This window comes from Corallococcus silvisoli, from assembly GCF_009909145.1.
Taxonomy (GTDB): Bacteria; Myxococcota; Myxococcia; order Myxococcales; family Myxococcaceae; genus Corallococcus; species Corallococcus silvisoli.
The window spans coordinates 22,107-34,349 of record NZ_JAAAPJ010000018.1 but is presented as its reverse complement, the minus strand read 5'-3'; the positions used below and the strand labels follow the sequence as shown (position 1 = coordinate 34,349).

Here is a 12,243-nt window from a genome sequence, read left to right as displayed (position 1 = left end):
CGCGGCTCCACGGCGGACGCCGCGGATCAACGCCCCGGGTTGCGCATCCCGCCCAGCGGCGGCGGGGCGTCCATCTCCTGCCGCGTGCGCCGCCGGTCCGGGGTGTCGCGCGGCAGCTCCACGAAGGTGCACATCTCGCACAGCCGGCTGTAGATGCGCTCGCCCACGCGCTCGCGCAGCAGCTCCGCGTCCTTCATCGCGGACCTCGCGTCATCCGTGGTGCGGTAGCCCGTGGGCGCGCTGCTCCGCGTGCCCTTGCGCTCGGGCTCCAGCGAGTAGTTCGTCGCGAAGAGCGTCGTGCGCCCCGCGTTGTAGCGCCGGGCGATCAGCTCATCGAGCGTCTCCATCTCGAACGGACTGCCACGCCCCTTGCCCAGCTCGTCGATGGCCAGCACCTCGACCTCCGACAGCGGCCCGATGATCTCTCCGCCGCTCTTGCCGTCCTGGAAGCCGCGCCGGATGGTCGCGTACAGGAGGGAGATCTCCACGTACCGGGCCCGCACGCCCATCTCCAGCACCAGGTGCGCGAGCGTCGCCGCCAGCAGGTGCGTCTTGCCCGTCCCCACCGGCCCGCTCAGCACGTAGCCCTTGTTGGTGGCGCCCTTCACGTACTGGTGGGCGAAGTGCATCGCCACGCCCCGGCCCCGGTCCTGGGCCTCGTTGAAGGGGCGGTAGTTGTCGAACGACGCGTGCGCCATGACCCCCGGCATCTGCACGTCGTTGTAGAGCGCGACCCGCGTGCGCCGCAGCGTGCACACGCACGGCTCCAGCACTTCGTACGTCCGGGCGCCCACCTTCGTGCTGAAGGTCCCTTCCTTCTGCACCAGGATGTGACCGCGCCCGCCGCACACCGGGCAGTCCTCCGAGCACGTACACACCCGCGCCGACGCAAGCTCCCCGCGCCGCTCGATGAGGTACGTCCGCCCGCCGCACTGCCCACACGCCTCGCCGTTCGCCTTGGCAGCCATCGCAAGCCCAGCCATACCACCGCGCCCCGTGGCCGTCAGTATGCTGCTCTTTCGTTCAGGCGTCCGGGGTTCGGCCAACCCCTCAGGTCTCCTTCATGTCCAGCCGCCGTCTGACGGCCGCCTGCAGCCGGAAACGCCGGGCCACGCGCCGCGCCCGCGCCGTCATCAGCTGCTGTTCACCGGTGCGCGCATCGCGCCACACCGTGCGTCGCTCCGCGAAGGGCAGGGCGCGCAGGAGCGCCAGCAGCGCCCAGGTCTCCTGCTGATCCATCGCCGCGGGCTCGCGCGGCACGCTCCCGAGCACCGTGTCCAGCAGCCGGTGCACCCGGGGCGCGAGGGCGGCCTCACGCTCCGTCAAGGCACGGAGCGCCGAGCACAGGCGCGCGTGGCGGACCTCCTCCCACGACCGCGCGGGGCGCTTCTTCGCGGCGGTGGAGGGGGGCTCTTCACCCTGGCCCGCGGACAGGTCGCGGTACTTGCGGATCTCCGTCTCCACCTGCCGCCGGCATGAACGCAGCGAACGCAGCACCGGCTCACCGGGACGCGCGTCCCACAGCGCCTTCTCCGCCGAGCGCGAGATGCCCCGCGCCACCACCTCGAAGGGCACGCCCTCCTGCGCCCACGCGATGACCAGCTCCGTGTCCAGCGCGGACAGCATCAGCCCCGCGCCTCGCACCGCGAGGAAGTAGTCCTGCACCAGCTCCGCGAAGCTGGCGCTCTCCGGCAGAAGGCTCATGATCCGCGAAAGCTCCAGACAGGGCGGCCAGACATCCGGCCGTCAGCCTCCCATACCCCCTGGGTCCAACAGTGCAACCTTCCTCTCGCTGGCCGGAGTGCCCTCGGGCGCACAGCGAAATTGAAGTTTTCCCGCTTGCTTTCCAACGGACCAAAGGTCCGTCCGTCCAAGTTGACCCGCCTTGCGGAAACCGCGCATAGTGCGGGTCCCCTCATGGAAATTCCCGAAGATTCCCGGACACTTGCCAAGCAAGCAGGCATCCGTGGACGCCGGTTCCTCGCTCCTAGGAAGACCATGCGCCGCTCGCTACTCGTTTGCCTCGTTCTCCTGACTTCCATGGCTTCGGCCCAGGAGAAGAAAGCACTGCGCGACGCTGACCTGGGCAAGAAGTCCACCACCACCGTGGACAAGTCCCTCGCTGGCGACATCACGCGCCCGAAGGAAGCCCAGCAGGCCGCTCCCGCGCTTCAGTATGATCAGTTCCGCCTGGGCGTGGAGGTGCAGGTCGCCTCGAAGCGCCGCGAGCAGATCGAATCGCTGAAGAAGATCATCTCGCTGTCTCCGGATCAGAAGGAAGCCCCCAGCCTGCTGTTCCGCCTGGGCGAGCTCTACTGGGAGGAGTCGAAGTTCTTCTTCTTCGAAGCCAACCGGAAGGATGACGAGCTCATCGTCGCCATGAACCGCAACGACGCCGCGGGCCAGCAGAAGGCCAAGGCGGAGAAGGCGGAGTTGATGGCGAAGGTGAAGGAGAACGGCAAGTACGCCGTGGAGCAGTACACGAAGATCGTCCAGGAGTACCCGAAGTTCGAGCGCACGGACGAAGTGCTCTTCTTCCTCGGCCAGTACCTGATGGAGGACGGCCAGGACAAGAAGGCGCTCGTCGCGTTCAAGCGCCTCGTGGAGAAGTACCCGCAGTCCAAGTACCTCCCGGACGCGTACTTCGCCTTCGGCGAGTACTACTTCAACAACTCCAAGGGCAAGCGCCCGGAGCTGGAGAAGGCGCTCGCCGCGTACAAGAAGGCGGCCGAGTACCCGGAGAATCAGGTCTACGCCTTCGCCCTCTACAAGCAGGGCTGGTGCTACTTCAACATGGGCGAGTACGAGTCCGCGAAGGACAAGTACAAGACCGTGGTCCTCTACGGCGAACTGGCGGGCGCCGCCGCCGTGGAGAAGGACGGCAAGTCCAAGGCGAAGGGGTCGCTCGTGCGTGAAGCGCGCGCGGACTACGTGCGCGCGTTCGCCCGCGAGGGTGACGTGACGCAGGCCCGCGCGGACTTCAGCAAGGTCGCCACCAATCCAGAGGACCGCTTCGCGATGATGAAGCAGCTCGCGAACCTCTACTACGGCGACGGCAAGGACCGCGAAGCGGCCATCACCTTCAACGCGCTGATCAAGGAGAAGCCGCTGTCGCCGGAGGCCCCGGGCTTCCAGGGGAAGATCGTCGACTGCATCCTGCGCATGGGCAACAAGGAGCGCACCGTGGCCCAGGTGCGCCGGCTCGTGAAGATCATGAAGGACGTGGAGTCCTCTGGCGTCATCAAGGACGACAAGGACAAGAAGGCGCTCGACGAGGCGAAGGAGCTGTCCGAGCGCACGCTCTCCAACCTCGCCGTCACCTGGCACAACGAGGGCAAGAAGACGCGCAACGAGGAGACGTTCAAGTACGCGGACGCCGTGTACAGCGACTACCTCACGCTCTTCCCGGAGAACCCCAAGGCGTACGACCTGCGCTTCTTCTGGGCGGAGCTCCTCAACGACAGCCTCCAGAACTTCGACAAGGCGGCCGCCAACTACACGCTCGTCGTCCTCCAGGACGCCAAGGTGCTGGAGGCCAAGGACGACAAGGGCAAGCCCAAGCCGGGCAAGCCGGGCAAGTGGCTGACCAACGCCTCCTACAACGCCGTCCTCGCCTATGACGAGGTCGTCAAGGCGGCCGAGGCGCGCGGCGAGGCCAAGAGCGAGTCGGCGGGCACGGACATCACGAAGAAGATCGCCATCCCCACGCTGAAGAAGTCGCTGCTCGACGCGTGCGAGCGCTACCTCAAGTACGTCCCCAAGGGCGACAAGCGCGTGGAGATCGCCTTCAAGGCGGCCAACATCTACTACCGCCACAACCACTTCGACGAAGCGGTGCTGCGCTTCAGCGAGATCGCGCTCGGCTACCCCGAGTACAAGTTCGAGGACGGCCAGCGCGCCGGGGAGATCGCCGCCAACCTCATCCTGGACTCGTACAACCTGCTGGGCGACTTCGCGAAGGTGAACGAGTGGGCCCGCCGCTTCTACGCCAACGACAAGCTGGCCACCGGCAAGTTCCGCGACGACCTGGCGAAGCTCATCGAGCAGTCGTCGTTCAAGCTGGTCAGCCAACTGGAGGAGAAGAAGGAGTTCTCCAAGGCGGCCGAGGCATACCTGAACTTCGTCCACGACTTCCCGCAGACGGAGATCGCGGACCTGGCGCTCTACAACGCGTCCGTCGACTATTACAAGGCGAAGAGCCTGGACAAGGCCATCGAGGTCCGCAAGCGCCTGTTCGCGGAGTACCCCCGGTCCAAGTACGTACCGGACTCCATCTACGCGAACGCGGAGGCGCTGGAGGCCATCGGCGACTTCGAGGACGCGGCGGGCACCTACGAACTCTACGTGCGCGGCTATGAGCGCAACCTGAGCGAGAAGGGCGGCTCCCCCGCGGCGAAGTCCAAGGCGAAGGGCGGCAAGCACGCCAAGGCGAAGCAGGCCGCCAACGACGACGCGCCCGCGAAGCCCGGCGTGGTGCAGAAGTGGGACGAGTCCAAGGCGCAGATCGCCCTGTTCAACGCGGCCACCTACCGCGAGGGCCTGGGCCAGCTGAAGGCCGCGCTCAAGAACCGCGAGCACTACCTGGAGCTGTGGCCCAAGTCGAAGGACGCCGAGGACGTGTTCCTCTCCATCGTGGACCTGCACGTGAAGCAGGGCGTCTACATGAAGGCCATCAAGCTGCTGGAGGAGTACGAGCGCGACAACATGCGCTCCTCCAGCAAGTTCCTGATGGCGGAAGGCCGCATCGTCGACATCTACGCGAAGATGAAGAAGACGAACGACGTGCGGCGCATGAACAAGCGCATCTTCGACTACTTCGACCAGCTGCCCCGCCGGCAGCAGACCACGCTGGAGAAGCCCGCGCTGGCCGCCGCCGCGCAGGCGAACCTGCTGGCCATCGAGCCGGACTGGAACGAGTTCAAGCGCCTGAAGCTGTACTGGGGCGTGCCGCCGTCGCCGGAGCGCTTCAAGGGCTCGCTGGCCGACAAGGGCCGCGCGCTGGAGGTCGTGCAGAAGAAGTACGTGCAGACGGTGGCCCTGGGCGCCCCGGATCCGGCCATCTGCGCGCTGCAGCGCATTGGCCTCGCGTACGACCACATGGCCGACCTGGTGGTGAACGCGCCCATGCCGCGCGGCCTGGACGAGGAGTCGCAGCAGGCGCTGCGCGACGAGTTCAGCAACCAGGCGCAGCCGCTCAAGGACAAGGCCACGGAGGCCTTCTCCGGCGCGGTGGCCAAGAGCCGTGAGCTGGGCGTGTTCAACGACTGCGCCGCGGCGAGCCTGAAGATCCTCCGCAACACCTACGCGCCGGACCGGTACCCGGAGGTGCTGGAGGAGAAGGTGGCGCTGAAGAACAAGCAGCTGGTGCTGGGGGGTGACGTGCTGGCCGCCGTGCAGGACATCCCGCCCCCGGTCGCCAAGGCCGAACCGGAGAAGCTGGCCAAGAGCGAGGCGCTCAACGAGGACCTGTCGGCGCTCACCAATCAGCTGCGCCAGCAGACCGAGTCCGAGCTGGCCAAGCCCGCCGCCGCGGCCAAGGACGGCAACGCCCCCAAGAAGACCGTTGATGATCAGGAGCCGGAGGACTTCCTCTAATGAACCGCACGCACTCGTTCCGCCCCCTCCTGCTGGCCACGCTGGCGCTGACCGCCGTCGGCTGCTCCACCACCCAGACCGCGGCCCCGCCGCCGGTGGCGAAGCCCGTCGCCGCCCCCACGGGCCCGGTGTCCATCTCCAACCGCGCCATGCTGCTGTTCGATGACGCGGTGAAGTCCTTCGACGCGCAGAAGAAGGCCAAGGCGTTCGACTACCCGTCGCTGGAGCGCAAGTTCAAGGCCGCCCTGGAGGCGGACCAGAACCTCGCGGAGGCCGAGTACAACCTGGGCGTCATCGCCGAGCGCATGGGCAAGCCCGACGAGGCGAAGGCGCGCTACGCGTCCGCGCTCACCAAGAAGCCGTCCCTGCGGCAGGCGTCGGACAACCTGGCCATCATGCGCCAGAACGGCGGCGACGTGGCCGGCGCGGTGGCGCTCTACCAGGACGTGCTCACCCGCTACCCGGACGACGCCGGCTCGCGCGCACGCCTGGCGGAGATCTACCGGCAGAACAACGACCACGACAAGGCGATGGAGCTGTCTCGCGCCGCGCTCATGCGCGACCCGATGAACACCAACGCCTTGAAGGTGATGATCCGCAGCTACCTGGAGCGCAAGCAGCTGGCGATGGCGAAGCTGGTCGCGCTGCGCGCGGTGAAGCTGGACGGCGCGGATCCGGAGCTGCACCACGCCGTGGGCCTCATCCTGCTGAAGGAGGGCGACACCGAGGGCGCGCGCCTGCAGTTCAAGAGCGCGCTGGAGGCGAAGGCGGACTACGTGCCGTCGCACGTGGAGCTGGCCCAGCTGGCGCTCAACGCGGAGGACTTCCCCGGCGCGGAGGAGCACCTGCGCCGCATCCTCCAGGCGGATGGCAAGAACGCCGCCGCGCACGTGGACCTGGGCATCGCGCTCAAGGGCCAGGGCCAGTTCGACAAGGCCATGCAGGAGTACGACGAGGCGGAGAAGCTCAACCCGGACCTGGGCGCCACGTACCTCAACCGCGGCATCATCCTGCACAAGGTGAAGGACGCCCCCGAGCGCGCGGTGGAGCTGTACAAGAAGTACATCGCCCTGGCGGGCGGCGAGGTCGCGCTCCACGCGGAGGCCCCCGTCTTTGGCCTGATGCGCGAGGCGGACAGCATCGTGCAGGCCAAGCGCGAGGCGAAGGCCGCGGAGGACCAGGCCAAGCAGATGGAGGCGCTCCAGGCCCAGCAGCAGGCCGCGATGAAGGCCGAGGAGGCGAAGCAGAAGGGCGCGCCCGCGCCCAACGCCGCGACGCCCGCTTCCGGCACGGGGACCGGCACCGCTCCGCAGGCCACCCCGGCGGCCGCCACCGGCAAGCAGCCGCAGGCCACCCCCGCGGGCGGCACCCAGACGGCGCCTGCCCAGAAGAATGCAGCGCCGGCGGACTCCGAGGAACCTTCGGACGACCTGCTGTGATGTGGGAGACGCCCGCCAGTGGCTTCACGCTGGCGGTGCGGCTCGGGAAGATGCGAACCTTGCGGTCCCCTCGCGCGTCATGCGGGGGCCGCCATGCGGAAACACCAGTGGGCCCGGGACGTGGCCCCACGTGGAGGCAGGATGCGGAAGTGGCTGATGCTGTGCGTGACGCTGTCGGTGGCCCCGGCTTTCGCCCAGGACGAGGGCGGCAAGGCGCAGGGCGGTGGTGCGGGTGGTGGCGCCAAGATGCAGAAGACGACCAACGTCGACTTCGAGGACGACACCATCGAGGGTGACCTCACGAAGCCGGATGGCGAGTACGTCGAGGCGCGCAAGACCGTGAAGCACTCCAACCTCATCCGCATCCGCGAAGACTTCGAGGACAAGGTGATGCAGTCCGTGGGCGAGCTGTAATCCGCCACCACGCACTGACGGTGGGAACCTCCCGCCGGCACCGTTGTCCAAGAGCGCCAAAGCCTACCGGGAGCCGTCCATGGCCGTACCCCTGACACTCAAGGTCTTCAAGGGCGACACGCTGGTCGCCTCCAAGGACTACGAGCGCGACATCATCAAGATTGGCCGTCTGTCCTCCGCGCACCTGTGCCTGGAGGATGAGAAGGTCAGCCGCATCCACTCCGTCATCGAGGTCGCGGCCGACGGCTCCATGTCCATCATCGACATGGGCAGCGTCGAAGGCACCTACGTCAACGGCAAGCGCGTCAACAAGGGGCAGGTCTCCTTCGGTGACGAGATCCGCGTGGGCGGCACCACCATCCGCCTGGAGAACCCGGCCGCCGTGGCCGCGGTGAACCTGGCCGCCGCCGTCGCGCAGGCGGACGCGCCCACGGACAAGAACCCCACCGTCGCGCCCGTGGTCCCCGCCGCCGCCATCGCGCAGGCCGTGGCCGCTCCGGTCGCGCCCGCCGTGACGGCGCCCGTCGCCGCGCCGCCCGCGCCCGCCGCGGCGATGGATGCGTCCGTCGCGCCCACGCAGAAGAACGCCGTGGCGCCCACCGCCCGTGCGCCGGAGGCCCCCGCGGAGGAAGCGGAGGCCTCGCCGCGCGTGCGCACCGTGCGCCGCACCAAGTCCAGCGGCCCGCAGGGCGTGTCGCTGCGCCTGCTCTGGGGCGACCAGCGCGTGGGCGAGTTCTTCGTGCCCCCCGGCGCGAAGAAGGGCTTCACGGTGGGCAGCGCCAAGGGCGTGGACTTCGTGATGGGCGACGCCAAGCTGGGCGGCCCCGCGTTCGAAGTGCTGCGCACCGACGGCCAGGGCTTCAGCGTGCGCTTCGCGCGCAAGATGAAGGGCGAGCTCACCCGCAAGGGCGAGACGCTGGACCTGGAAGCCGTCATGGAGTCCGGCAAGGCTTCGCAGGATGGGGACGCCTACGCGCTGACGCTCGAGGCGGACGACTTCTTCTGGGTGGACCTGGGCGGCCTCACGCTGGAGGCGCAGTTCCAACCGGTGCCCAAGCGCGTCGTCGTGCCGGTGGGCGAGAACATCGACTACACGGCGCTCAACATCTTCCTGGTGATGTTCTTCATCGCCACCGCGTTCGTCATCCACTCCATGAACCGGAGCGGGGAAGGGGACGAGTACGCGGACGAACTCGCGGGCAATGACGCGCGCATCGCGAAGCTGATCATCAAGCCCCCCGAGACCCAGAAGAACAAGTTCCTGGAGAAGCTGAACCAGCAGAAGGAGAAGAAGTCCGGCGAGATCGCCCAGAAGTCGCGCAACGACGAAGGCCAGATGGGCAAGAAGGACGCGGCCAAGGCGAACACCCGCACCGTGACCAAGGGCGACCCGAACAAGAAGGACGAGGCGCGCGCCCTCACCGCCAAGATCTTCGGCGGCGGCAAGGGAGGCATCTCCACCATCTTCGGCAAGGCGGGCCTGGGCGGCGAGCTCAAGAGCGCCATGGGCAACATGTTCGGCGCCAAGACGGGCGACGCGGGCGGCTTCGGCGGCCTGGGGCTGCGCGGCAGCGGCGGCGGCGGTGGCGGCACCGGTGACAGCATTGGCATCGGCGGCATCGGCACCAAGGGCCGCGGTGGCGGCAGCGGCAGCTACGGCACCGGCGTGGGCACGCTGGGCGGCAAGCAGAGCGTGGACGTGGGCATCACGTCCTCGGATCCGGAGGTCATGGGCTCGCTGGACAAGGAGCTCATCCGCCAGGTCATCCAGCGCAACCGCGGGCAGATCCGCTACTGCTACGAGAGCCTGCTCAACCGCTTCCCCAAGCTGGGCGGCAAGGTGTCCGTGAAGTTCATCATCAGCGCCAACGGCTCGGTGGCCACGTCCAACGTCGCGCAGTCCACGGCGGGCAACTCGGACCTGGAGACCTGCGTCGCGGGCCGCGTGCGCACCTGGAAGTTCCCGGAGCCCAAGGGTGGCGGCTCCGTGATCGTCACCTATCCGTTCATCTTCAAGCAGGCCGGTGACTGACCTGGAATCAACACATCCGAGTTTCTCGCGGGCGGTCCTGGCGACAGGGCTGCCCGCTTCTTCACTTCAGCCTCCCGTCCCCGCGGGATTCCCGCCATCCCCCAGGCCGCCTTCCATGCAGAAAGTCCTTGCTCCTCTCGCCCTGTGCGCCGCGTTCCTCCTTCCCGCGATGGCGGGCGCGCAGGACACCCCCAGTGCCGGTTCCAATGCGACACAGGACCGGCCCGCGGTGACCTTCAACGAGGTCGAGCGCGGTGTGTACTTCGGCGTGTACGGCGGCCCGTCGTGGATCGCCAACCCGCCTGCTTCCCAGGGGCCTCGGCCCTTCTCCTCCGGACAGATGGCCCAGGTGGAGCTGGGCGTCGACCTGGGGGAGCGCCTGTCGCTGGGCGTCTTCTTCATGGGGGCCGTGAACCGCGCGGGGTCCGACTATGTCGGTTATTCGCAGGGTGCGGCCTCCGGTGACTTCTCCATGCTGGTGCCTGGCGCCGTGCTGCGCGCCCGCCTGGTGGGCTTCGCCGACAGCCAGGAGGTCAAGCGCACCTGGATCTACGCCCGCGTGGGTGCGGGGTACGCGATGTTCTCTCCCAAGAAGCTCCTTCCGGATTCCGACATTCTTGTGTTTGCCGGGCCCGGAGTGGAGTACTACACGCGGCTGCGCCACTTCTCGGTGGGGCTGGAGGTCACGGGGAACTACCTCGCCTCCAAGGGCGCCTTCGGGTTCGCGGTGGCGCCCAACATTCGCTACGCGTTCTAGCGGGAGATTCACGTGGCTCAGGAGAATGGAAGCGGTGGATCGCGTCCGGGTGGACGCGGTCCGAATGGGGGCGCGCCGGGCCAGGGGCCTCGCCGTGATGGACCGGGCGGCTTCGGTGGCCGGGGTGGCCCTGGCGGTGGCCGGGGTGAAGGACGCGGCCGGGGAGAAGGCCGTGGCCGTGATCGCGACGCGGGCCCGGTGGGGCCCGGCCAGCGCGTCATCGCCGAGTTGAGCGTGCTGGAGAAGGCGCTCTCCAAGAACGACTTCCCCGCCGAAAAGGGTCCGCTGGAGGCCATCGTCCGCTCGCTGCGGCCCATGAACCTCAAGTCGCTGGACGACCTGGACCTCAACACGCGCGGTCGCCTCATCACCACGCTCCTTCGCGTGCAGCGCCAGCCGAAGCCGGCCCTGCCGGAAGCGGGCGCCGAGGCCGCGGCTCCGGAAGCCGCCGCATCGACGGAAGCCGCCGCTCCCTCCGAGGCTCCGGCCGCGGAAGGTGCTGGCGAGGGCGCCGCGCCGGCCGAAGGGGGGGCGCCCGCCGAGGCCGCCCCCGCGGCTCCGGCCGTGGATCCCGCGAAGGAGAAGCACGCGGCCTGGGTGGACGTGATGGCGCTGGTGGGCCGCGTCTGGCGCGCCGCTGGCGACTCCGAGCGTTCCCAGTCGGCCTTCGCCCTGAGCGGTCGCGAGCCGTCGCCGGAGCCCGAGGCGCCTGCCCGGAGCGAGGAGCGCCGCGAGCGCTCCGACCGTCCGGAGCGCGGCGGTCCTGGCGAGCGCCGGGAGCGTGGCGAGCGTCCTCCCCGCGGGGAGCGTCCTCCTCGCGGCGAGCGCTCGGAAGCGGGCGCGGCCGGTGAGCGGCGCGAGCGTCCGCCCCGGGGCGACCGTCCGGAGCGTGGCGAGCGTCCTCCTCGCGGTGAGCGCCCCGAGCGCGCGCCGATGCCGGAGCTGACGGGCGACTGGAAGGAGCAGGCGACGCAGCTGGAGGCCATGGGCCGCACGCGCGACGCGGCGCGGCTGCACGAGCGCAACAACGGCTTCGCCGACGCCACCCGCCTGTTCGAGGCGGGCGGGGACCTGAAGAGCGCGCTGCGCACGGCGCTGTCCGGCCAGGACAACGACGCGGCCCGCCGGCTCGTGGGCACGCTGCCCGCGGAGCAGATCGGCCCCACGCTGGAGAAGGCCGGTGCGTACGAGCTGCTCATGGAGCACTACGTCGCCAAGGCCGACTTCGAGAACGTCGCCCGCCTGTACGAGCGCGCGCGTCAGTTCGACCAGGCGGCGCTCGCGTACGAGCGCGCGAACAAGCTGACCCTGGCGCGCAAGGCGTACGAGCGTGCCCGGGACATGGCCAGCGCCAACCGCATCCGGGGCATGGAGGTGAAGGCCCTGGTGGAGCGTGGCGACCGGCTGGGCGCGGCGACCCTGCTGGTGGCCGTGGGCCAGCGGCGCGAGGCCGTGGAGGTGCTGAGCCCCCTGCCGCCGCCCAAGGCGTTCCACTTCATGCAGCGGCTCACGCTGGAGGACGAGGCCAAGGAGCTCGCGCAGCGCGAGCTGGCCCGCGCCGAACAGGAGCAGAAGCCGGCTGGCCGCGCCCGCTGGCTGGAGCTGCTGGGCGACACCGCCGCCGCCGCGGAGACGTGGACGCAGGCGGGCCGCAAGGACAAGGCGCTTCCCCTGTACGAGAAGCTCGGGGACCTGCCCCGCGCCGCGCAGCTCGCGGAGGAGCTGCAGCAGCGGGACAAGGCCGTCGCCCTGTACACGCAGCTCAACGACAGCGCGGGTCTGGAGCGGGCCAAGGCCCTTCCGGAAGCCCCCGCCACGCCCCCCGCGGACAGCAAGTCGGACGCCGGTGACGACGCGGACTCCGCGGCGACGCCGACGGAAAATGCCTCCTCGGCTGGCGAGCAAGAAAGCCAATAATTCCCGCCGTTTGACGGGTTTTGCTTGATTGCCCGGGGGCGCCCGCGGCCGGTACACTCCGGCCGCTGGCGCCCTCGTTTCATTCCCCC

The 12,243-nt window shown here is 69.1% G+C and carries 9 protein-coding genes; 7 read left to right on the top strand and 2 right to left on the bottom strand.

Annotation, left to right across the window (positions count from 1 at the left end):
• Positions 1-26: 26 nt before the first annotated feature.
• Both GTY96_RS29790 and GTY96_RS29785 read right to left on the bottom strand, forming a co-directional pair.
• On the bottom strand, positions 27-983 hold the full coding sequence (locus GTY96_RS29790; RefSeq protein WP_143907151.1) for an ATP-binding protein: 957 nt from the start codon (positions 981-983) through the stop codon (positions 27-29).
• A 67-nt stretch (positions 984-1,050) separates the two neighbouring features.
• On the bottom strand, positions 1,051-1,704 hold the full coding sequence (locus GTY96_RS29785) for a hypothetical protein (protein WP_143907150.1): 654 nt from the start codon (positions 1,702-1,704) through the stop codon (positions 1,051-1,053).
• A 294-nt stretch (positions 1,705-1,998) separates the two neighbouring features.
• On the opposite strand from GTY96_RS29785, the gene GTY96_RS29780 reads away from it, so the two are divergent.
• From GTY96_RS29780 to GTY96_RS29755, 7 genes are all read left to right on the top strand, one after another.
• A complete protein-coding gene (locus GTY96_RS29780) occupies positions 1,999-5,595 on the top strand; it encodes a tetratricopeptide repeat protein (RefSeq protein ID WP_201756526.1) in 3,597 nt (1,198 codons plus the stop codon).
• Positions 5,595-7,034 carry an adventurous gliding motility TPR repeat lipoprotein GltE gene (gene gltE, locus GTY96_RS29775; protein WP_143907146.1) on the top strand — a complete coding sequence of 480 codons (1,440 nt, stop codon included), beginning with the start codon at positions 5,595-5,597 and terminating at the stop codon, positions 7,032-7,034. Before GTY96_RS29780 ends, gltE begins: the two co-directional genes overlap by 1 nt.
• Positions 7,035-7,175: 141 nt before the next feature.
• Complete coding sequence (gene cglF, locus GTY96_RS29770; RefSeq protein WP_143907144.1) at positions 7,176-7,448, top strand: adventurous gliding motility protein CglF; 273 nt, start codon at positions 7,176-7,178, stop codon at positions 7,446-7,448.
• 79 nt (positions 7,449-7,527) lie between these two features.
• Positions 7,528-9,480: an adventurous gliding motility protein GltG gene (gene gltG / locus GTY96_RS29765; protein WP_143907142.1), complete on the top strand. Its 1,953-nt coding sequence runs from the start codon at positions 7,528-7,530 to the stop codon at positions 9,478-9,480.
• Positions 9,481-9,595: 115 nt separating this feature from the next.
• A complete protein-coding gene (gene cglE, locus GTY96_RS29760; RefSeq protein WP_143907140.1) occupies positions 9,596-10,237 on the top strand; it encodes an adventurous gliding motility protein CglE in 642 nt (213 codons plus the stop codon).
• Between the two features lie 25 nt (positions 10,238-10,262).
• Positions 10,263-10,469 carry a hypothetical protein gene (locus GTY96_RS37320; protein WP_370456612.1) on the top strand — a complete coding sequence of 69 codons (207 nt, stop codon included), beginning with the start codon at positions 10,263-10,265 and terminating at the stop codon, positions 10,467-10,469.
• Positions 10,436-12,154, top strand: a complete 1,719-nt coding sequence (locus GTY96_RS29755) for a DEAD/DEAH box helicase (RefSeq protein ID WP_186002126.1) — start codon at positions 10,436-10,438, stop codon at positions 12,152-12,154. The genes GTY96_RS37320 and GTY96_RS29755 overlap by 34 nt, the downstream gene beginning before the upstream one ends.
• Positions 12,155-12,243: the final 89 nt, after the last annotated feature.

Coding starts and splice junctions, on each gene's coding strand:
- GTY96_RS29790 (WP_143907151.1), bottom strand. CDS start 983: ATGGCTGGGCTTGCGATGGCTGCCAAGGCGAACGGCGAGGCGTGTGGG.
- GTY96_RS29785 (WP_143907150.1), bottom strand. CDS start 1,704: ATGAGCCTTCTGCCGGAGAGCGCCAGCTTCGCGGAGCTGGTGCAGGAC.
- GTY96_RS29780 (WP_201756526.1), top strand. CDS start 1,999: ATGCGCCGCTCGCTACTCGTTTGCCTCGTTCTCCTGACTTCCATGGCT.
- gltE (WP_143907146.1), top strand. CDS start 5,595: ATGAACCGCACGCACTCGTTCCGCCCCCTCCTGCTGGCCACGCTGGCG.
- cglF (WP_143907144.1), top strand. CDS start 7,176: ATGCGGAAGTGGCTGATGCTGTGCGTGACGCTGTCGGTGGCCCCGGCT.
- gltG (WP_143907142.1), top strand. CDS start 7,528: ATGGCCGTACCCCTGACACTCAAGGTCTTCAAGGGCGACACGCTGGTC.
- cglE (WP_143907140.1), top strand. CDS start 9,596: ATGCAGAAAGTCCTTGCTCCTCTCGCCCTGTGCGCCGCGTTCCTCCTT.
- GTY96_RS37320 (WP_370456612.1), top strand. CDS start 10,263: ATGGAAGCGGTGGATCGCGTCCGGGTGGACGCGGTCCGAATGGGGGCG.